The organism is Streptomyces sp. NPDC020996, from assembly GCF_040641355.1.
Taxonomy (GTDB): Bacteria; Actinomycetota; Actinomycetes; order Streptomycetales; family Streptomycetaceae; genus Streptomyces.
The window spans coordinates 1-21,748 of the sequence record NZ_JBFADM010000017.1; the positions used below are offsets into that span (position 1 = coordinate 1).

The following is a 21,748-nucleotide window of genomic DNA, read 5'->3' on the forward strand; positions in this document are numbered from 1 at the left end:
CCCGCGCCCTCGGCCTCATCACCGTCGTCCTGCTCGGCGCCTGGCTCGGCCTGCTCGACGGCGGAGGGGGAACCGAGCGCGGCGAGGACGGAGCGCAGTGCGGGCGTGGCAGGGCGGAACCGGCCGCGCCGGCCCCGGCCCCTTCCGTGCGCCCTAGCTGGGCAGTTCCGTCCGTTCCCACCACTCGTACACCGGCAGCCGGCCCTCGTCCGTTTCCGCCTGCCGCGGAGTCGCGCGGAAGTGCTCGTATCCGTTGAGCCACTCGATCTTCACGTCGTTCCCGGGCGGCGGGACCGGGACGATCCGCTGGGGCAGATCCTGCGGACCGCCCTCGAGAAGTGCCTTGTCGCTCATGACGTCACCTTCCCGTGGCCCGGCTCCGCCGTGGCGTGCGCGGAGCGGACCTCAGTCGCGTGGACGACTCCATTATCGACCCGCACCCGGCCGTTGTCGGCCGAGAGGCCGCCGTCCGGCTCACGGGCGGCCGGGCACCAGCACCACCGCGCCCTCGGCGTCGCCCGCCTCGCACAGCTCGCGGGCCTTCGCCGCCTCGGTGAACGGCAGCACGGCCGCCACGTGGACGCGCAGGCGGCCGTCCGCCAGGAGGCCGGCGGCCTTGGCGAGGCGTTCCCCGGAGGGTTCCGCCCGGACCACGGCGAAGCGCATGCCGCGGGCCTCCACGTCCTCCGGGGCGAGTCCCGGATCGCCGGGGACCGCGCACACCAGCAGGCCGTTCGGGCGCAGGGTTCCCAGGGCGCGCGGGCCGTCGTCGCCGCCCACCAGGTCCAGGGCGACGTCGATGTCGTGCACGACGGCGGCCAGGTCGGCGGTGGCCGGGTCGAGGAGTTCGTCGGCCCCCAGGTCGCGCACCAGGCCGTGCCGGCCGGCGCGGGCGGTGGCGACGACGTACGCGCCCTCCGCCCTGGCCAGCTGGACCGCTACGTCCCCCGCGCCGCCGTCGGCCGCGTGGATCAGCACCCGGGTGCCCGGGCCGGCCCGGCCGATGTCGATCAGGGCCTGCCAGGCGGTGAGCGCGGCCGTCGGGGCCCCGGCCGCGTGCACGTGGTCCAGCGTCGCGGGCTTCGCGGCGAGGTGACCGGCCGGCACGGTGACGTGGGTGGCGCAGCCGCCGTCGTCGATCCTGCCGAACACCTCGTCGCCGGGGCCGAACCGGGTGACGTCCGCTCCGGCCGCCGCCACCACGCCGGAGACGTCGAGGCCGGGCGTGAACGACGGTTCCGCGTACTCCAGGGCCGCTCCGGAACGCGCCGCCGGGGCTGCCGGGACGACGCCCGCGGCGAGCACCCGCAGCAGCACCTCGCCCGCCGCGGGCGCCGGCCGCTCCTCGGTCCGGTGATGTGGCGTGCTCATCTCTCCATCCTGACTCCGCCGGCCGGCCTCGGACATCCCGGCACGGCGGGGCGCGCGCCGGCCAGGGCGCTGCGAGTGCGAAACCGCAGGTCGCGGCGGTGTGACCCGATCCACTGTCTCAGATAGTAGGAAGTCCGAGTAATTGTGGAGACAGACCGGGGCCGCTCCCTTAGCTTTGTAGGAGCCGAACGTATCGCTCGACCAAGCGAATGGCGGTCGTGAGCCGGGCCCCGTGCAGGCAACCCCTGCGGCACCGCTCCCCGCCCTACCCGGCGTCTCGCATCCCCATCTCCATCTCCCGCACTCCCGTATGCCGAAGGAGTCGATTTCCCATGGCCGAGACGACCGCCCGCCGCCGAGTCCGTCGCATCTCCCGTACGAGTGAGTCCGAGCGCAAGAACGCCGCGGCCGCCCTCCAGCGCGCCCTCGACCGCCGGGACAACGGCGGCGCGACCGGCCACTGAGCCGCCAACCGCGGCGCGGACTCACGCCCCGCGCCGCACCTCGAAGTGCTCACGCCCCGCGCCGCACCTCGAAGTGGTCGATGCGCTTGCCGCTGTCCGTGAGCGCCGACACCCTGAGCCGGGGCGCCGCGCCGCTCACCGCCTCCACCGAGAGCAGCGAGAAGCCCCGGTAGCGCACCCGCGACCACTCCACGGTCTCCGCCCTCGCGGCCCGCGACTTCGTCCACCGGAAGGTGTCGACCGGGTCGTGGCGGGTGAGATGCCCCTCGTAGCTCTCCTTGACGCCCGGCGGGAAGCCGTACAGGTCCCGGCCGCCGCCGCCCGCCGTGACGTACACGGTCCCGTCCCGCGTCGGGTCGGTGGACGCGCCGACGGGCACCGCCCTGCCGACGTCGCCGTTCCTGATCGCGTCGGTCCGTTCGTAGACGTGGTTGTGACCGTTGATCACCAGGTCCACCTGGTGCTCGGCGAACAGCGGCAGCCACTCGGCGCGCACCCCGCCGTCGGAGGCGTGCGTGGAGGTCGAGTAGGCGCAGTGGTGGAAGAAGACGACGATGAAGTCGACGTCCTTCGCCGCCCGCAGCTCGCCCAGCTTCGCGTCCAGCCATCTCGTCTGCCGGCCGCCCGTGTAGCCGAGGTTGGCGGGGATCTCGTACGACACGTCGTTGGCGTCCAGCGCGACGAAGCCGACGTTGCCGTAGGTGAACGCGTACACCCCCGGCGCCGTGCGCGGGTCGAAGCCGCTGTCGGGCAGGGAGAAGCGGGCGAGCTGGCCGCCGTAGCCGTCCGGCGAGTACCAGGCCTCCATGTCGTGGTTGCCGGTCGTCACCATCCACGGCACCGACCGCGCCACCGGCTCGTTCTGCTTGAGGAACAGGTCCCAGAAGGCGGGGTCGTACCCGTCGCTCTGCTGGCCGCGGCCGTTGACGTCCGCGTAGCAGATGTCGCCCGCGTGCAGGTGGAAGGCGGGCTTCTGGCGCAGCACCACGTGGTCGTTGGCGGCCGCCGCCCGGCTGACGCCCTGGTCGCCGAACGCCGTGAACACGAACGTCTCGGGACGCGCGGGCGCCGTGCGGAAGGCGCCGATCGTCGAGCGGTGACCCGGGGAGGCGGGGTCGAAGCCGTCGTGGCCGACGCCGTAGTAGTACGTCGTGCCGGGGCGCAGGCCGTCCAGGGCGGCGTGCAGGTAGTACTGCTCCAGAGCCGGGCGCACGCCGGTCACCCCCGGGGTGTGCAGCGCGCGGACCTCGGCCGCGGTCTTCCGGCCCAGATCGTCGGGCCTCGTCCCGACGCGCACGTACGGCCTGCGCACCGCCAGCGGCACCTGCCAGGAGACGCGCATCTGCGTCTTCGGGTCCGCGCCGAAGGCGAGGTGGCGGCCGAACGGGGAGACGGCGGAGCCGTGGACCAGGGAAGCCGCCGGCGACGGGACCGCCGCCGTGCCGCCCGGCGCCGCACCCCGCGACCCCGGGCCGCCGCAACCGGTCAGCAGCCCGCCCGCCACCGCGCCGGCCGCCACCGCGCCGGCCGTCACCAGCGTGCGGCGCCGGCTCAGCCTCGTGCGCAGGTACTCGTACTGCTCGGCCATGCTCATCCGGCTCGCCAGCCGCGGCGGGATGCCGACATCGGGAAGGTCCATGGCGGTGAACTTCCCAGCAAACCCCAACGCCCGCCACACATCAGGATGAACGGGCGGCGACGCGTCGGTGCCGCCGCCCTCACCGCTGTCCGCATGACGGACACCCGGTGTCATCCCATGGGACGAGGAGTAGGGTGCCCGCATGTCTCGCAGCATCAATCTCGCAGTGATCCCCGGTGACGGCATCGGCCAGGAGGTCGTGGCCGAAGGCCTGAAGGTCCTCTCCGCCGTCCTTCCGCAGGATGTGAAGCTGGAGACCCAGGAGTACGACTTCGGCGCCAAGCGCTACCACGCCACCGGTGAGACCCTCACCGACGCCGACCTCGACGCCCTGAAGCGGCACGACGCCATTCTCCTCGGCGCGATCGGCGACCCGAGCGTCCCCTCCGGCGTGCTGGAGCGCGGCTTCCTGCTCAAGCTCCGCTTCGCCTTCGACCACCACGTCAACCTGCGTCCGTCGAAGCTCCTGCCGGGTGTCGCCACCCCGCTCGCCGGCCAGCCGCAGATCGACTTCGTCGTGGTCCGCGAGGGCACCGAGGGCCCGTACACCGGCAACGGCGGGACCATCCGGAAGGGCACGCCGCACGAGGTCGCCACCGAGGTCTCCGTCAACACGGCCTTCGGTGTCGAGCGCGTGGTCCGCGACGCCTTCGCCCGCGCCCAGGCCCGCCCGCGCAAGAAGCTCGCGCTGATCCACAAGAACAACGTGCTGACCTTCGCGGGTCACCTGTGGACGAACGTCTTCAACGCGGTGGCGAAGGAGTTCCCCGACGTCACCACCGAGTACATGCACGTGGACGCGGCGACCATCTACCTGGTCACGCAGCCCGAGCGCTTCGACGTGATCGTCACCGACAACCTCTTCGGCGACATCATCACCGACCTCGCCGCGGCCGTCTCCGGCGGCATCGGCGTCGCCGCGAGCGGCAACATCAACCCCAGCGGCGAGTTCCCCTCGATGTTCGAGCCGGTCCACGGTTCCGCGCCCGACATCGCCGGCCAGGGCAAGGCCGACCCCACCGCCACGGTCCTGTCCGTCGCCCTGCTGCTGCGCCACCTCGGCTACGAGGCCGAGGCCGCCCGCATCGAGGAGGCGGTCTCCGCCGACCTCGCGGAGCGCACCGGCAAGCCCGCCCGCTCCACCGCCGAGATCGGCGACGCGCTGGCCGTACGAGTAGCCGGCTGACCCCCGCCGCGCTCCTCGAAAACACTCGAAGCCGCCGGGTCACTCGCACCCGGCGGCTTTCCTGCGTCCCCGCCGGGTGCCACCATCATCCCCTGGGCCGCATTCACGCCGTTCCTTCCACGGACTCCCGCTTTGCGATAATCGAACGGGGCCGCGGAATGAGGGAATGCTCGGACGTCCTAGCACTGGCCACTGGCAGTCACGGGCGTGAGGCGGCCTGTCACTACACAACCGGTGAAGGACAACTTCTCATGACGACGCCCACGATCGAGCTCAAGCCCTCCGCCAGCCCCCTGTCCGACGCCGAGCGCGAGGCGATCCTGGCGAGCCCCGGGTTCGGCCGCCACTTCACCGACCACATGGTGACGATCAAGTGGACGGAGGGCCGCGGCTGGCACGACGGCCAGCTCGTGCCGTACGGGCCGCTCTCCCTCGACCCGGCGAACATGACCCTGCACTACGCGCAGGAGATCTTCGAGGGCCTCAAGGCCTACCGCCAGCCCGACGGCTCCGTCGCCACCTTCCGCCCCGAGATGAACGCCCGCCGCTTCCAGCGCTCCGCGCACCGCCTCGGCATGCCCGAGCTACCGGTCGAGACGTTCATCGAGGCCTGCGACGTCCTGGTCCAGCAGGACAAGGCGTGGGTGCCCGCGCACGGCGGCGAGGAGTCGCTCTACCTGCGCCCGTTCATGATCGCCACCGAGGTCGGCCTGGGCGTCAAGCCCGCCAACGAGTATCTCTTCCTGGTCATCGCCTCCCCGGCCGGCGCCTACTTCCCCGGTGGCGTCAAGCCCGTCACCATCTGGCTCTCCGAGGACCGCGTCCGCGCCGTCCCCGGCGGCACCGGCGACGCCAAGACCGGCGGCAACTACGCCGCCTCCCTCCTCGCCCAGGCCGAGGCCGCCGCCAAGGGCTGCGACCAGGTCTGCTACCTCGACGCGGTCGAGCACAAGTGGGTCGAGGAACTCGGCGGCATGAACCTGTACTTCGTCTACGGCGACCGGATCGTCACGCCGACCCTCACCGGCTCCATCCTGGAGGGCGTCACCCGCGACTCCCTGCTCACCGTCGCCCGCGACCTCGGCTACACCGCCGAGGAAGGCCGCGTCTCCATCGACCAGTGGCAGCGCGACGCCGCGAACGGCACGCTGACCGAGGTCTTCTCCTGCGGCACCGCCGCCGTCATCACCCCGGTCGGCACGGTCAAGCGCGAGGGCGCCGAGTGGCAGCAGGCGGGCGGCGAGCCCGGCGAGGTCACGCTGAAGCTGCGCCGGGCACTGCTGGACATCCAGCGGGGCATCGCCGAGGACAAGCACGGCTGGATGCACAAGCTGGGCTGACCTGAGCGTCGGCACGAAGGGCGCCTCCTGCCGGGAGGCGCCCTTCTTGGACTCCGGTTTGAGCGCTGTTCAAACTCCCTGACTCTCGATCGCCGTCGATTCTTTCCTTCTCGCGCTCACGCCATTAGAGTGAAGCTCTAACCGAGAGGACGAGGAGGTGTCCCGGCGTGCGGCTGACCCCCACCGAACGCGACCGGCTGCTGCTCTTCGGCGCCGCCGAACTGGCCCGCGCCCGCCGGGCCCGCGGCCTCAGGCTCAACGTCCCGGAGGCGACCGCGCTGATCGCCGACACCGTGTGCGAGGCCGCCCGGGACGGCGCCCGGCTCGCCGAGGCGATCGAGCGGGCCCGGTCCGTCCTCGGACCGGACGACGTGCTGCCCGGTGTCGCGGACGTCGTCACCGAGGTGCACGTCGAGGCCGTCTTCGACGACGGCTCCCGGCTCGCGGTGGTCGGCGACCCGATCGGCGGCGGGCTGGGCGAGCGGGCCCCGGGCGCACTGCTGCCCGGACCTGGTCCCGGACCCGGACCCGGACACGCCGAACCCGAGGCGGCCGTCCGGCTCACCGTCACCAACACCGCGACCGTGCCCGTCTCCGTCACCTCCCACTTCCACTTCTTCGAGGCCAACCCGCGCCTCGACTTCCCCCGCGCGACCGCCTACGGGATGCGGCTCGCCGTGCCCGCCGGGTCGTCGGTCCGCTTCGGGCCCGGGGAGAGCGTCGAGGTGGGGCTGGTGCCGATCGGCGGCGAGCGGATCGCGATCGGGTTCGCGGGGCTCGTCGACGGCGCACTGGACGCGCCCGGAGCGAAGGAAGAGGCCCTGCGCAGGGCCGCCGCCTGCGGATACCTGGGAGCGGACGCGTGAACCCGTACGAGTACGCCGCCACGCACGGCCCGCGGGCCGGCGACCGGGTCCGGCTCGGCGACTCGGGGCTGGTGATCCGCGTCGAGTCCGACGCCCAGCGCCCCGGCGACGAGTTCCTCGCCGGGTTCGGCAAGACGGCCCGCGACGGGCTGCACCTCAAGGCCGCCGCCGTCCGCGACACCTGCGACGTCGTCATCAGCAACGTCGTCGTGATCGACGCCGTGCAGGGCATCCGCAAGGTGTCCATCGGGATCCGCGAGGGCCGGATCCACTCCATCGGGCGGGCCGGCAACCCCGACACCCTCGACGGCGTCGACGTCGTCGTCGGCACGGGTACCTCGATCGTGTCCGGCGAAGGGCTCATCGCCACCGCGGGCGCCGTCGACACGCACGTCCACCTGCTCTCGCCGCGGATCATGGAGGCCTCGCTGGCGTCCGGCGTGACCACGATCATCGGGCAGGAGTTCGGCCCGGTGTGGGGCGTCGGCGTCAACTCGCCGTGGGCGCTGCGGCACGCGTTCGGCGCCTTCGACGCCTGGCCGGTCAACATCGGCTTCCTCGCCCGGGGTTCGTCGTCCGGCCCGGCGCCCCTGGTGGAGGCGCTGGCCGAGGGCGGCGCGTGCGGGTTCAAGGTCCACGAGGACATGGGCGCCCACACCCGGGCGCTGGACACCGCGCTGCGCGTCGCCGAGGAGCACGACGTCCAGGTGGCCCTGCACAGCGACGGGCTGAACGAGTGCCTGTCGGTGGAGGACACCCTGCGGGTGCTGGAGGGCCGCACCGTGCACGCCTTCCACATCGAGGGCTGCGGCGGCGGACATGTGCCGAACGTGCTGAAGATGGCCGGTGTCGCCAACGTCATCGGCTCCTCCACCAACCCGACCCTGCCCTTCGGCCGGGACGCCGTCGCCGAGCACTACGGCATGATCGTCTCCGTCCACGACCTCAAGCCCGACCTGCCCGGCGACGCCGCCCTGGCCCGGGACCGCATCCGGGCCGGCACCATGGGTGCCGAGGACGTGCTGCACGACCTGGGCGCCATCGGCATCACCTCCTCCGACGCGCAGGGCATGGGCCGGGCGGGGGAGACCGTCCGCCGCACCTTCGCCATGGCCGGGAAGATGAAGGCACAGGCCGGCGCCCCGGACGACGGCCACGACAACGAGCGCGTGCTGCGCTACATCGCCAAGCTGACCGTCAACCCGGCCATCGCGCACGGGCTTTCGCACGAGGTCGGCTCCATCGAGGTCGGCAAGCTGGCGGACATCGTGCTGTGGCGGCCGGAGTTCTTCGGCGCCAAGCCGCAACTGGTGCTCAAGGCCGGCTTCCCCGCCTACGGCGTGACCGGCGACCCAGGCGCGGCCACCGACACCTGCGAACCCCTCGTCCTCGGACCGCAGTTCGGGGCGTACGGGGCCACGCCCGCCGACCTCTCCGTCGCGTTCGTCGCGCAGGCCGCCCTCGACCGGGGCGGCGACACCATGCCGACGCGCAGACGCCGGGTCGCCGTCCGCGGCACGCGCGGCATCGGCCCGGCCGACCTGCGCCTGAACTGCCGTACCGGAACGGTCGACGTCGATCCGCGCACCGGGCTGGTCACCCTCGACGGCGAGCCGGTCCGCTCCGACCCCGCCGACTCGGTCAGTCTCAACCGCCTGTACTTCCTGTGAGGAACACCCATGTCCGCAGCCGCCGACGGCTTCCGCATGCCCCCCGAGTGGGCCCCGCACGAGCGCACCTGGATGGCGTGGCCGGGCCCCAACCCGACCTTCCACGACCCCGAGGCCCTCGCCGCCTCCCGCATCGCCTGGGCGTCCGTCGCCCGTGCGGTACGCCGCTTCGAGCCGGTGACGGTGGTGTGCGGCCCCGGACAGTCGGACGGGGCGCGGGCGCTGCTCGGCCCCGGCGTCGACACCGTCGAGCGGGAACTCGACGACGCGTGGATGCGTGACATCGGCCCCACCTTCCTCACGAACGGGCGCGAACTGGCCGCCGTCGACTGGACGTTCAACGGCTGGGGCGCCCAGAGCTGGGCCCGCTGGGAACACGACGCGAAGATCGCCGCGCACGTCGCCGACCTCGCGGGGGCCCGGACGTACACCTCGGAACTGGTCAACGAGGGCGGCGCGATCCACGTCGACGGCGAGGGCACGGTGCTGCTGACCGAGACCGTGCAGCTCGGCCCCGAGCGCAACCCGCACTGGACGCGCGAGCGGGTCGAGGCGGAGATCCACGCCCAGCTCGGCACCCGCAGGGCGATCTGGCTGCCGCGCGGCCTGACCGGCGACTACCCTCCCCCACTGCCCGAAAGGCGCGGGGGGACCCCCGACGGCTACGGCACCCTCGGCCACGTCGACATCGTCGCCGCGTTCGCCCGGCCGGGCGTCGTGGTCGCGCACCACCAGCCGGACCCGGCACACCCCGACCACGAGGTGACCAAGGAGGTGATCGGCATCCTGAAGTCCGCCACCGACGCCCGCGGCCGCCGCCTGGAGGTCGTCGAGGTCCCCGCCCCGACCGTCCTGGAGGCCGACGGCCGCTGGGCCGACTGGTCCTACATCAACCACTACCTGTGCAACGGCGGCGTCGTCCTGTGCGGCTTCGACGACCCGCGCGACGAGATCGCGGCGGGCATCTTCCGCCGACTGTTCCCGGAACGGACGGTGACCCTGGTGGACGCCCGTACGATCTTCTCCGGAGGCGGTGGCATCCACTGCATCACCCAGCAGCAGCCGAGGATCTAGGAGCAGACGGATGGCCGGTGCGCGCAGGAACGCGCCGCCGCGCGAGGAGGTCCTCGCCGCAGCCATGGGCATGATCGCGGAACGCGGTCTGGAGAAGCTGACCATGGCGGCGCTGGGGACCGCGGTAGGGATGAGCAGCGGCCACCTGCTCTACTACTTCCACTCCAAGGACGAACTGCTCCTGCAGACCCTGGAGTGGAGCGAGGGCCGGCTCGGCGCCGAACGCGGACGCCTGCTGGCCCGCCCCGGCACCGCCCGCGAACGGCTCGACGCGTACGTCGACCTCTACGTGCCCGACGGCCACCGCGACCCGCACTGGACGCTGTGGCTGGAGGTGTGGAACCGCTCGCAGAACGCCGACGACGACGCCCGCGACCGCCAGGCCGCCATCGAACTCGCCTGGCACCGCGACCTCGTCGCGCTGCTCGCGGAGGGGATCTCCCGCGGCGAGTTCCGCGCGGTCGACCCCGACCGCTTCGGCACCCGCCTGCGCGCCCTGCTGGACGGGCTCTCCCTCCACGTCGCGATCGGCCTGCGCGGCACGGACCGGACGAACGTCCTCACCCATGTGGCTGAATTCCTGGCGCAGACCCTGCTCCCGGAGCGCTGAGCGCCGCCCGCGGTGACCAGGGCGGTGCTCGCATCCTGAGACGGGCCGCGGGTGCCCGTTCGGTCTGTGCCAGACTGCCCCCGTGCTCTCGTTCGCCACGATTATTGGCAGCAGGCGCGCCGGTCCGCAGTGACCGCCACGTACGACCAGGTACGGGCGGACACCGTCGTCCTCGACCCGCGCGCAGACCTCTCGCACCCGCGAGGGGTTTTTCGCTTTTTCTGGCCCACCTTCAGCCGGGGGCGCAGCGCGAGGGATCATTGGAGGACGGTGGAGCCGGTCATTCCGGTAAAGACCGAGATCCGACATCAGGAGCCTTGAGACCATGACCGCAACCAGCGAGCTCGACGATTCGTTCCACGTCTTCGACACCACCCTGCGTGACGGCGCGCAGCGCGAGGGCATCAACCTCACCGTCGCGGACAAGCTGGCCATCGCACGGCACCTGGACGACTTCGGCGTGGGCTTCATCGAGGGCGGCTGGCCCGGCGCCAACCCGCGGGACACCGAGTTCTTCGCCCGCGCCCGGCAGGAGATCGACTTCCAGCACGCCCGGCTCGTCGCGTTCGGCGCCACCCGCCGCGCCGGCGCCAAGGCGGCCGAGGATCCGCAGGTCAAGGCGCTCCTGGACTCGGGCGCCGAGGTGATCACGCTGGTCGCGAAGTCCCACGACCGGCACGTCGAGCTGGCGCTGCGCACCACGCTCGAGGAGAACCTGGAGATGGTCCGCGACACGGTCTCCCACCTGCGCGAGCAGGGCCGGCGGGTCTTCGTCGACTGCGAGCACTTCTTCGACGGCTACCGCGCGAACCCCGAGTACGCCAAGTCGGTCGTACGGGCCGCGGCGGAGGCGGGCGCGGACGTGGTTGTGCTGTGCGACACCAACGGCGGCATGCTCCCGGCGCAGATCCAGGCGGTGGTCTCCACGGTGCTGGCCGACACCGGCGCCCGGCTCGGCATCCACGCCCAGGACGACACCGGCTGCGCGGTCGCCAACACCCTCGCCGCCGTCGACGCGGGCGCCACCCACGTCCAGTGCACGGCGAACGGCTACGGCGAACGCGTCGGCAACGCCAACCTCTTCCCGGTCGTCGCCGCCCTGGAGCTGAAGTACGGCAAGAAGGTCCTGCCGGAGGGCCGGCTGCGCGAGATGACCCGCATCTCGCACGCCATCGCCGAGGTGGTGAACCTCACCCCCTCCACCCACCAGCCCTACGTCGGCGTCTCCGCCTTCGCGCACAAGGCCGGCCTGCACGCCTCCGCGATCAAGGTCGACCCGGACCTGTACCAGCACATCGACCCCGAGCTGGTCGGCAACACCATGCGGATGCTGGTCTCCGACATGGCCGGCCGCGCCTCCGTCGAGCTCAAGGGCAAGGAACTCGGCATCGACCTCGGCGGCGACCGGGAACTGGTCGGCCGGGTCGTGGAGCGCGTGAAGGAGCGCGAGCTCAAGGGCTACACCTACGAAGCCGCCGACGCCTCCTTCGAGCTGCTGCTGCGCGGCGAGGTCGAGGGCAAGCCGCTGAAGTACTTCGAGGTCGAGTCCTGGCGGGCGATCGTCGAGGACCGCCCCGACGGCACCCACGCCAACGAGGCCACCGTCAAGCTGTGGGCCAAGAGCGAGCGCATCGTCGCCACCGCCGAGGGTAACGGCCCGGTCAACGCCCTCGACCGCGCCCTGCGCGTCGCCCTGGAGAAGATCTACCCCCAGCTCGCCCAGCTCGACCTGGTCGACTACAAGGTCCGCATCCTGGAGGGCGTGCACGGCACCCAGTCCACGACCCGCGTGCTGATCTCCACCTCCGACGGCGCGGGGGAGTGGTCCACGGTGGGCGTGGCCGACAACGTCATCGCCGCCTCCTGGCAGGCGCTGGAGGACGCGTACACCTACGGTCTGCTGCGGGCGGGCGTGGCGCCGGCCCAGTAGTCCCGCCGCTGCCCGGGCTCCGGCGAGTTCCGCGGACTCGCCGGGGCAACGCCCCACTCGCCGGAGCCCGGGCGAACCCTGCCCTACCGCGGGACGGCGAGGGCGACAAGGCCGGCGCGACGTCTTGACGGGTTGGCGGGGCGCCAGTTAACTCACGGCGTGAGCTAAGCCATGAGTGAACTCCCGAGAGTCGAGGGAAGGTCCATGCCGAGAACCGCCCTGCTCGTCTCCACCGTGTTACTCGCCGCCATGCTGCCGCTGTCCGCGGCCCGCGCGGCCGACGACCCCGGCCCCGCCCCGGTGGCCGTCGACCGTTTCGAGGGCGAGGTGCCCTTCGCCGCCCAGCCCGCGGAGGGCATCTTCACCTGGGGCGGCGACAGCGACGACCCGCCCACGCTCGCCCTGGAGGAACGCGCCGACGCCCCCGAGGGCGCCAAGGTCCTCTCCGGCAGCTACGACATCAGCGGCTACGGCGGCTTCACGCACGACTTCGCCGCCGACGCGCCCGCCCACGACTGGTCCGCCCACCAGGGCGTCCGCTTCTGGTGGGAAGGCCGGGGCAGCGGGAAGAAGATCGCCTTCGAGATCAAGGACGGCGGCGCCCACGGCGAGGCCTCCGAGCTGTGGACGACCTCCTTCGCCGACGACTTCACCGGCTGGAAGCGGATCGAGCTCCCCTTCACCGACTTCGCCTACCGCACCGACTACCAGCCCGTCGGCGGCATCGACCACGTCCTCGGCCTGACGCGGATGTGGGGGTACGCCGTCACGCTCCCCACCGGCGTCAAGGGCACCTTCGCCATGGACGGCGTCGAGCTGTACGGCAGGGCCGACCAGGCGCTGCGCGCCGCCGTCACCACCGACTCCGCCGTGTACCCGGTGCGGGAGGGCACCGCCGCGGCCGTGCGGGTCACCGTCTCCACCACCGGCGCCGTGCCGCTGGAGGAACCGGTGACGGTCGCCTACACCACCGCCGGCGGCACCGCCGACCCCGGCCGGGACTACACCCCGGTCGAGGGCACCGTCACCTTCCCGGCCGGCACCGCCTCCGGCGCCGTGCGCACCGTCCGCGTCCCCACCCTGAAGGACGGCGCCGCCGAGGCCGCCGAGACGATCCCGCTCCGGCTCACGGTGACCGGCGCGAAGCCGCCCGCCGAGACCCCGCAGGTCGTCGTCGACGCCCATGGACTGCCGTACCTCGACAGCAGACTGCCGGTCCGCAAGCGGGTCGCCGACCTCGTGAGCCGCATGTCCATCGAGGAGAAGGCCGGTCAGATGACCCAGGCCGAGCGCGGCGCGCTGACCGACCAGGGCGACATCGCCGGGTACGACCTCGGCTCGCTGCTGTCGGGCGGCGGCTCGACCCCCACGCCCAACACCCCCGAGGCCTGGGCGAAGATGATCGACGGCTTCCAGCTGCGCGCGCGGGCCACCCGCTTCCAGATCCCGCTGATCTACGGCGTCGACGCGGTGCACGGCCACAACAACCTGGCCGGCGCCACGGTCATGCCGCACAACATCGGCCTCGGCGCGACCCGCGACCCCCGGCTCGTCGAGAAGACCGGCGCCGTGACGGCGTCCGAGGTCCGCGCGACCGGCGTCCCCTGGGACTTCGCCCCCTGCCTCTGCGTGACCCGCGACGAGCGCTGGGGCCGTTCCTACGAGTCCTTCGGCGAGGACCCGGCCCTCGTGGAGTCCATGGAGACGATCATCCAGGGCCTCCAAGGAGCGGCGAGCGGAAGGCAATTGCAGGAGAACGACAAGGTCCTCGCCACCGCCAAGCACTTCGTCGGCGACGGCGGCACCGCGTACGGCTCCTCCACCACCGGCACCTACACCATCGACCAGGGCGTCACCAGGGTCACCCGCCAGGAGCTGGAGGCCGTCCACCTGGCGCCGTACGAGACCGCCGTCGACCGGGGCGTCGGCTCGGTCATGCCCTCGTACTCCTCGCTGGACCTCGTCGGCGACGGGCGGGGCCCGGTGAAGATGCACGCCCGCGCCGACATGATCAACGGCGTGCTCAAGGGCCGCATGGGCTTCGACGGCTTCGTCATCAGCGACTGGAACGCCATCGACCAGCTGCCCGGCGACTACGCCTCCCAGGTGCGCACCGCGGTCGTCGCGGGCGTCGACATGATGATGGTCCCCTACGGCTACAAGGACTTCCGCACCACGCTGGTCGACGAGGCGAAGGCCGGCCGGATCGGCGAGCGGCGGATCGACGACGCCGTCTCCCGCATCCTCACGCAGAAGTTCCGGCTGGGACTGTTCGAGCACCCGTACGCCGACACGCGGGGCGCCTCCCGGATCGGCTCCGCCGCGCACCGGGCGGTGGCCCGGCAGGCGGCCGCCGAGTCGCAGGTGCTGCTGAAGAACGCCGGCGGCGTGCTCCCGCTGCGGAAGAACCAGAAGGTGTACGTCGCCGGATCGAACGCCGACGACCTCGGCAACCAGACCGGCGGCTGGACCATCACCTGGCAGGGCGCGTCCGGCACCCACACCGACGGCACCACCGTGCTCCAGGGGATGCGCGACGCCGGCGGCGACGTCACGTACTCCAAGGACGCCTCCGCGCCCACGGCCGGCTACGACGTCGGCGTGGTCGTCGTCGGCGAGACCCCCTACGCCGAGGGCGTCGGCGACGTCGGCAACGGCAACGACCTGGAGCTGACCGCCGCCGACAAGGCGGCCGTGGACAAGGTGTGCGCCGCCATGAAGTGCGCGGTGCTGATCGTCTCCGGGCGCCCGCAGCTGATCGGCGACCGGCTCGGGGAGATCGACGCCCTGGTCGCCTCCTGGCTGCCGGGCACCGAGGGCGCCGGGGTCGCCGACGTCCTCTACGGCCGCCGGCCCTTCACCGGCCGGCTCCCGGTCACCTGGCCCAGGTCGGAGGCGCAGCTGCCGATCAACGTGGGCGACGCCTCGTACGACCCGCAGTACCCCTACGGCTGGGGCCTGACCACACTGACGAAGGTGCCGGACGGCGGGGCGGGCGCCTTGCGGGCGCTCGCGACGGCTGCCGCGGCCGCCGAGCGGGCCGGGGCCGACCGGACCGGACGCGAGCTGGTCGACAGGGCACGGCTGATCGTCCAGCGGAAGGCGGGGCAGCACATCACGGCGGAGGTCGCGAAACCCTTCGCCGACGCCGACCACCTGTCGCTGACCGGCCGGTACGGGGCGGCCGTGCAGCGCCTGGCGGCGGCCTGGCGAGCCGCCTCCTGAGAAGGCCCGCCACCTGAGCGAATGCGCACCTTTGGGAGGCTTCGGGGGCTTCGGGTAGCTTCGAACCATGAAGGCCGTCACACGGACCCGAAGCCTCCCGGCGCTGCTGCTCGCGCTGGTGCTGGCCGCCCTGACCGTGACAGCGCCCCGGGCCGAGGCCGCCACCGACGTATCGGTGATCGCCGCGGCCCTGCGCCAGGGCCCGGTGTACGTCGATCCGGCCGCCTCCGCCCAGCTGTCCGCGGGCGACGCCGACGCCCTGGCCCGGCGGATCAAGAACGCCGGCAAGCCGCTGTTCATCGCGGTGCTGCCCGCGGACTACCCCACCCGGAACCTGTTCGCGGACCTGCGCACCGCCACGGGCGTCACGGGCCTGTACGGCATCCGGCTGGGCGACCGGTTCGACGCCCGCGCCGACTCCTCGGTGATGTCCGCCACCGCCCGGCAGAACCTCGTCGCCAGTGTGCAGGGCGAGGACGCCAAGACGCAGCTGAACGACTTCGCGGGCCGAGCCCTCGCCGAGATGGGCGGCTCGGCGCCCGCGAGCTGGGGGACGTCCTCCGACGGCGGCGGCGTCTCGGTCACCGGGCTGATCGTCGGGGGCGCGGTGCTGGTGGCCGGCGGCGCGGGCGTGTACACCCTCGCCCGGCGGAACCGGCGCCGCCGGGCCGAGGAGCAGCGGGCCGCGCTGGAGAAGCTCCGGGTCGTCGTCGACGAGGACATCACGGCCTTCGGCGAGGAGCTGGACCGCCTCGACTTCCATCCGGCCGAGTCCGGCGCCGACGACGCCATGCGCGCCGACTACGAACGCGCGCTGGACGCCTACGAGCAGGCCAAGACGGCGATGGCCGCCGCGGCGAGACCCGAGGACGTCCGCGCCGTCACCCGGGCGCTGGAGGACGGCCGCTTCTCGCTCGCGCAGCTCGCCGCCCGCCGGGAGCACCGGCCACTCCCCGAGCGCCGGCCGCCCTGCTTCTTCGACCCGCGCCACGGCCCGTCCGTCGCCGACGTCGTCTGGACGCCCGCGGCCGGCGCGCCGCGCGAGGTGCCGGTCTGCGCCGCCGACCGGGCCCGCCTGGCCGACGGCCGCGACCCCGCGGTCCGCGAGGTGGACACCGAGTACGGCCGCCGCCCGTACTGGGACGCCGGCCCCGCCTACGGCCCCTGGGCGGGCGGCTACTTCGGCGGCGGCCTGCTGCCCGCCCTGCTCGTCGGCACCATGCTCGGCAGCATGATGGCGACCCCGTCCTACGCGGCCGACTACGGCTCCGGCTATGGCGACTTCGGCGGCTACGAGGGCGGCGACGTCTCAGGCGCCGACTTCGACCCCGGCGACTTCGGCGGCGGCTTCGACGGAGGCGGCGACTTCAGTGGAGGCGGCGACTTCGGCGGAGGCTTCTGAACCCCACTCCCCACAGCACATCCCGGCAACCCCCCACCTGGGCTCACGCCTGCGTACGGGCTCAGCCCGTGTCCGCGCCGGGCCCGTGCCCGTGCCCGCGTGAGGCCCGGGACCGGGCCCGCCTGGTCTTCGCTCCGGCCCGCGTCCGCGTCGGCGATCGGGCCCGTGCCCACGGCACGCCCGCACCGGGCTTGCGTCTGGGTTTGGACGTGCGCCCGCGCGAGGGCCGGGCCGGCGCCCGGCCGGCGCCCGCGTCCGCGATCGGGCCCGCGCCCACGGCGCGCGTCCGCATGAGCGGCGAGGGCAGCGCCGATGCCTGGCCCGTGCCGGGCTCACGGCCGTGTCCGGGACGAGCGCCGACGTCCGGCCCGCCGCTCGGCCGAGGTCCGCGTCCGGGTCCCGCGCCTGGTCCGTGCCCACGTCCGCATGGGCCGACCGCGCCCGCACGAGTGCCTGCGCCCGCGCGCACGCCCGGGCCTGCACCCGCCCCCCGCAAACGAGGCCCGGGGGCCGGACCGACGCCCGGCTTGCGCTCCGGCCCGCGTCTGCGTCCGGGCTCGCACCCATGTTGCACCTGTGCCCGCGTCCACGTCCGCGTCCACGTCCACGTCCACGTCCGCGGTCGGGTCGGCGCCCGTGGCCGTGTCCGCACCGGGCTGCTTCCGGGCGGGGCGTGCGTCCGTGCCCGTACGAGCGCGGGGCCGGGCCGGCGCCTGGCCCGCGCCCGCGTCCGCGATCGGGCCCGCGCTCACGGCGAGCGTCCGCATGAGCGGCGAGGGCAGCGCCGATGCCTGGCCCGTGCCGGGCTCACGGCCGTGTCCGGGACGAGCGCCGGCGTCCGGCCCGCCGCTCGGCCGAGGTCCGCGTCCGGGTCCCGCGCCTGGGGTCCGCGCCGGCTGGCCGCGCCCGCATGGCCCGGGCGCCCGCACTCACGTCGGCATCCCGGCCGGACCTGCGCCGGCGCCAGCCCCCGCACAAGGCTCGGGGCCGGGGCTGGCGTCCGGGTACGGGCGAGCGCCCGTCCTCGGCACGGGGAGTGGAGGGCGGGCGCGCTCGGGAGGCGGCGTCGGGGTGGACGCGCTCAGGGCGTCACGCGGACTTGATCGCCGAGATGTCGAAGTTCAGCTTGATCTTGTCGGAGACCAGCACGCCGCCCGTCTCCAGCGCCGCGTTCCAGGTCAGGCCCCACTCGGAGCGCAGGATCTCCGCCTTGCCCTCGAAGCCGACGCGCTCGTTGCCGAAGGGGTCCTTCGCGGCGCCGTTGAACTCGAGGTCGATGGTGAGCGGCTTGGTGACGCCGAGGATCGTCAGGTCGCCGGTGATGCGGTAGTCGTCGCCGCCCAGGGCCTGCGCCTCGGTCGAGCGGAAGGTCATGGTCGGGAACTCCTCCGTCTTGAAGAAGTCCGCGCTCTTCAGGTGGCCGTCGCGGTCCGCGGAGCCGGTGTCGATGCTCTCCATCGTGACGTCGATGGACGCCGTCGACTTGGCCGGGTCCGAGCCGTCGAGGTGCAGCGTGCCGCTGAAGTCGAGGAACTTGCCCTTGACGTTGGTGACCATGGCGTGGCGGGCGACGAAGCCGAGCGTGCTGTGCGCCGGGTCGATGGTGTAGTCGCCGGTCAGCGCGGCGAGGTCGGGGTTGACGGCGGCGGGCGCCGCGCCGGCGGTCTCGACGGAGTCGGTGGTCTTGCGGCCGAAGATGCCCATGGTGTGCTCCAAAGCAAGTGGGGAGGATGTTGAATCTTCAAAGAGGCCCAACAGGGACGACCGTAGACCTATTCCGTTCAAGTTTCAACCTCTTCTCCGGGTGGTCACTGGACGCCCTCTGGCGGACGCGCGTAGAAGTCGGGCACCATCTCCTGGCACCACCTGCACAGCCGCCCCACAGACACACGGTCCCCGGACCGTCGACGGTCCCCCGCAGGAAGGTCCCCCCATGAAGATCAGGTCCGCCCTGACCGCGCTCGCGCTCGTCGTCGCCCCCGGCGTCGCCGTCGTCGGCACCGCCACCGACGCCTTCGCGGTCACCAAGATCAGTCACGCCACCGCGACCTCGATGTTCCGCGAGGTCGGCATCACCTGGTCCTCCTCCGGCAACTGCTCCGACCGCAACAACTCCACCTGTACGTCCTTCGAGCAGCTCAACCTCGCCACCGCGCAGGGGGCGCAGACCCTCAAGCGCGCCAGCGGCTGCGCCCTGAACATCACCGGCGGCACCGAGACCGGCCACGCCTCCGGCACCTACTCCCACTGGAACGGCTACAAGCTCGACTACGGCAAGAACACCTGCGTGACGAGCTACATCAAGAACAACTTCACCTACATCGGCCTGCGCGGCGACGGCGCCCCGCAGTACCAGTCCGGTTCCGGCAACATCTACGCCGACGAGGGCAACCACTGGGACGTCCTGTACTACAACTGCGGCGGCTGCTGAGCCGTGCCCCACGGGGAGTTCCGGACGGCGGCCGCCGCCCGGAACTCCCCGGCCGCATCCATCACCCGTACCGCCGGCCGAGGTGACACACGCACATGGGCACGACTCCGACGCGCCGCGCCTTCCTGTCCGCCGCGGCCCTCGCGGCCACGTCCCTCGGCTCCGGCGCCGGACCCGCCCGCGCCGCCGCCGAAGCGGAAGCCGATCGCGACCCCGACCCCGACCCCGAACCCGGTGCCGACCCCTACGACACCCTCCGCCGCCGCTGGCTCGCCATCGCCCTCGGAACCGGCTACGACCCCGCCGCCGAGCCGTACGCCTCGCGCCTGGCCGAGACCGGCGAACTGGCCCGGCGCTTCCAGGCCGGCATGGCCCCGGCCGCCGGCTCCCTCTGGCCGGGACACCCGTTCGACCCGCCGTCCGGGATCACCCTCAGCTACAGCCGCCTGTGGACGATGACCCAGGCCTTCCTCCAGCCGGGCACCGGCCGTACCGGCGACCAGGAACTCCTCGCGGACGTCCGGCGCGGCCTCGACCACCTCTCCGCCACCGTCTACAACCCCTCCACCACCCGCTACGGCAACTGGTGGGAGTGGCAGATCGGCAGCCCCCGCCTCCTCATGGACATCACCGCGGCCCTCTACGAACAGCTCACCGACGCGCGGATCGCCGCGGCCTGCGCGGCCGTCGACCACTTCGTCCCCGACACGATGCTCGGCGACTACTCCGGCACGTCGACCGGCGCCAACCGCGTCGACCTGTGCCGCTCCGTCGCCCTGCGCGGCATCCTGGGCCGTGACCCGGCCAGGATCGCCCTCGCCCGCGACGCGCTGTCGCCGGTGTTCCCGTACGTCACCCGGGGGGACGGGCTGTACCCGGACGGGTCGTTCGTCCAGCACACCTGGGTCGCCTACTCGGGGACCTACGGGCAGGTCATGCTCGACGGCCTCGGCCGCCTCTTCGCGCTGCTCGCCGGAAGCGAGTGGGAGGTGACCGACCCCAACCGGCAGATCGTCCTCGACGCCGTCGAGCACGCCTACGCGCCCCTGATCCACGACGGGCTGGTGATGGACAGCGTCAACGGCCGCGCCGTCAGCCGGGGTCACCTCAAGAGCGACGAACGGCACGTCCTGCGCGGCGACCACTTCCACGGGCACGGTGTCATCGCGGCCGTCGCCCTGCTGGCCGCCGCGGCGAGCCCGGCCGAACGCGACCGCTGGCACGCGCTCGTCAAGGGCTGGATCGCACGGGACACCGTGTCACCGGTCCTGACCGCGCCCCAGTTCCCGGTGGCCGACCTGGCACGGCTGCACGCCATCGCCGACACGCCCGTCGAGGCGGCCGCCGAACCCGTCGGCCACCGGCTCTTCGCGGCCATGGACCGGGCCGTGCACCGCCGCCCCGGCTTCACGGCGAACCTCGCCATGGCCAGCGACCGCATCGCGCACTACGAGTGCGGCAACGGCGAGAACCCGCGCGGCTGGCACACCGGCGCCGGAATGCTCTACTGGTGGGCCGACGGCCCGAGCGACCAGTACACGGACTGGTTCTGGCCGACGGTGGACTGCTACCGCCTGCCCGGTACGACGGTCTCCACCAGACGCCTGCCCGACCGGGCCGGCGGAGAATGGGGCGCGCCCAGGCCGGACGTGCGCTGGGTCGGCGGCACGACCGACGGCGAGTTCGCGGCCGTCGGCCAGCACCTGAAGGGCCTCGGCTCGACGCTCGAGGCCCGCAAGTCCTGGTTCTTCCTCGCCGACGCGGTGGTCTGCCTGGGCGCGGGCATCACCTGCGCCGACGGCGTCCCGGTCGAGACGGTGGTGGACAACCGCAACCTGGGCGAGGGCGGCGCCCAGGCCTTCACGCGCGGCCCCGGCTGGGCCCACCTGGAAGGCCACGGCGGCTGGCTGGTCCCGGAGGGCGGACTGCGCACCCTGCGCGAGGACCGCACCGGCTCCTGGTCCGACATCAACGCCACGTCCACCACCGAGCGGCGCACCCGCCGCTGGCAGACCCTCTGGCTGGACCACGGCACCGACCCGGTCGACGCCACGTACCGGTACGTCCTGCTGCCCGGCGCCTCCCGCCGGACGGTCGCGGCCCGCGCCGCCGGCCGCGACCGCCTGGCGGTCCTCGCGAACGACCGCGCCCGCCAGGCCGTGCACGCCGCCTCCCTCGGCCTGACGGCCGCCAACTTCTGGCAGGCCGGCACCGCGGGCCCGCTGACCGCCTCCGCCGGGGCGAGCGTGCTGCTGCGCCGCCGGGCCCGCACCGCCACCCTCTGCGTGAGCGAGCCGCCCCGCACGGGCGAGCCGCTGGAGATCACCTGGCACCGTCCGGTGCGCGGGGTGGTGCGGGCGGACGACACCGTGGAAGTCGTCTCGACAGGCCGCCGTGCGACCCTGAGGATTACGCCGGGCGTGGCATGCGCCACCCATCGATGTGAACTGCGTCTTACATGACGGCTTTGTGCAACCCCGACAAGCGGAACGCCCCCCGAGCAGTCAGAACGGCTGCATCCCGTCCCGGTTCTGTTCAGG

The 21,748-nt window shown here is 73.1% G+C and carries 16 protein-coding genes; 12 read left to right on the top strand and 4 right to left on the bottom strand.

All coding sequences use genetic code 11. The annotated features are described in order from the left end of the window. Window positions 1–153: 153 nt before the first annotated feature. Window positions 154–354: a DUF5988 family protein gene (locus tag AB0G63_RS14745; protein ID WP_360749632.1), complete on the bottom strand. Its 201-nt coding sequence runs from the start codon at window positions 352–354 to the stop codon at window positions 154–156. 120 nt (window positions 355–474) lie between these two features. Continuing rightward, window positions 475–1,371, bottom strand: coding sequence for an NADP-dependent oxidoreductase (locus AB0G63_RS14750; RefSeq protein ID WP_360749635.1), 897 nt, complete (start codon window positions 1,369–1,371; stop codon window positions 475–477). A gap of 332 nt (window positions 1,372–1,703) precedes the next feature. Between AB0G63_RS14750 and AB0G63_RS14755 the strand changes: the two genes are divergently transcribed. Continuing rightward, window positions 1,704–1,835 (top strand): hypothetical protein, encoded by a 132-nt coding sequence (locus AB0G63_RS14755; RefSeq protein WP_360749637.1) that lies wholly within the window; start codon window positions 1,704–1,706, stop codon window positions 1,833–1,835. Between the two features lie 49 nt (window positions 1,836–1,884). Here AB0G63_RS14755 and AB0G63_RS14760 read toward each other — a convergent pair whose 3' ends face one another. After that, window positions 1,885–3,474 (bottom strand): metallophosphoesterase family protein, encoded by a 1,590-nt coding sequence (locus AB0G63_RS14760; RefSeq protein ID WP_360749641.1) that lies wholly within the window; start codon window positions 3,472–3,474, stop codon window positions 1,885–1,887. A 142-nt stretch (window positions 3,475–3,616) separates the two neighbouring features. Between AB0G63_RS14760 and AB0G63_RS14765 the strand changes: the two genes are divergently transcribed. From AB0G63_RS14765 to AB0G63_RS14805, 9 genes are all read left to right on the top strand, one after another. Beyond that, window positions 3,617–4,660 (top strand): 3-isopropylmalate dehydrogenase, encoded by a 1,044-nt coding sequence (locus tag AB0G63_RS14765; protein WP_360749644.1) that lies wholly within the window; start codon window positions 3,617–3,619, stop codon window positions 4,658–4,660. A 251-nt stretch (window positions 4,661–4,911) separates the two neighbouring features. Continuing rightward, the gene (locus AB0G63_RS14770; protein ID WP_360749647.1) at window positions 4,912–6,000 is read left to right on the top strand and encodes a branched-chain amino acid aminotransferase; all 1,089 of its coding nucleotides are present in this window, start codon (window positions 4,912–4,914) and stop codon (window positions 5,998–6,000) included. A gap of 167 nt (window positions 6,001–6,167) precedes the next feature. Beyond that, complete coding sequence (ureA, locus tag AB0G63_RS14775; RefSeq protein ID WP_360749650.1) at window positions 6,168–6,866, top strand: urease subunit gamma; 699 nt, start codon at window positions 6,168–6,170, stop codon at window positions 6,864–6,866. Beyond that, on the top strand, window positions 6,863–8,536 hold the full coding sequence (locus AB0G63_RS14780) for an urease subunit alpha (protein ID WP_360749653.1): 1,674 nt from the start codon (window positions 6,863–6,865) through the stop codon (window positions 8,534–8,536). Before ureA ends, AB0G63_RS14780 begins: the two co-directional genes overlap by 4 nt. A gap of 9 nt (window positions 8,537–8,545) precedes the next feature. Then, a complete protein-coding gene (locus AB0G63_RS14785) occupies window positions 8,546–9,610 on the top strand; it encodes an agmatine deiminase family protein (RefSeq protein ID WP_360749656.1) in 1,065 nt (354 codons plus the stop codon). Window positions 9,611–9,620: 10 nt separating this feature from the next. Next, entirely contained in the window at window positions 9,621–10,220 is a 600-nt protein-coding gene (locus tag AB0G63_RS14790; protein WP_360749659.1) for a TetR/AcrR family transcriptional regulator, read from the top strand. 325 nt (window positions 10,221–10,545) lie between these two features. Further along, window positions 10,546–12,150: a citramalate synthase gene (gene cimA, locus AB0G63_RS14795; RefSeq protein ID WP_360749662.1), complete on the top strand. Its 1,605-nt coding sequence runs from the start codon at window positions 10,546–10,548 to the stop codon at window positions 12,148–12,150. 204 nt (window positions 12,151–12,354) lie between these two features. Beyond that, window positions 12,355–15,375 (top strand): glycoside hydrolase family 3 N-terminal domain-containing protein, encoded by a 3,021-nt coding sequence (locus tag AB0G63_RS14800; RefSeq protein ID WP_360749665.1) that lies wholly within the window; start codon window positions 12,355–12,357, stop codon window positions 15,373–15,375. A 67-nt stretch (window positions 15,376–15,442) separates the two neighbouring features. Continuing rightward, complete coding sequence (locus AB0G63_RS14805) at window positions 15,443–16,777, top strand: hypothetical protein (RefSeq protein WP_360749668.1); 1,335 nt, start codon at window positions 15,443–15,445, stop codon at window positions 16,775–16,777. A gap of 1,089 nt (window positions 16,778–17,866) precedes the next feature. Here the strand turns inward: AB0G63_RS14805 and AB0G63_RS14810 are convergent. Beyond that, window positions 17,867–18,481, bottom strand: coding sequence for a YceI family protein (locus AB0G63_RS14810; RefSeq protein WP_360749671.1), 615 nt, complete (start codon window positions 18,479–18,481; stop codon window positions 17,867–17,869). A 229-nt stretch (window positions 18,482–18,710) separates the two neighbouring features. Between AB0G63_RS14810 and AB0G63_RS14815 the strand changes: the two genes are divergently transcribed. Further along, window positions 18,711–19,208: a hypothetical protein gene (locus AB0G63_RS14815; RefSeq protein WP_360749674.1), complete on the top strand. Its 498-nt coding sequence runs from the start codon at window positions 18,711–18,713 to the stop codon at window positions 19,206–19,208. A 95-nt stretch (window positions 19,209–19,303) separates the two neighbouring features. Then, on the top strand, window positions 19,304–21,670 hold the full coding sequence (locus tag AB0G63_RS14820) for a polysaccharide lyase 8 family protein (protein ID WP_360749677.1): 2,367 nt from the start codon (window positions 19,304–19,306) through the stop codon (window positions 21,668–21,670). Window positions 21,671–21,748 lie beyond the last annotated feature (78 nt).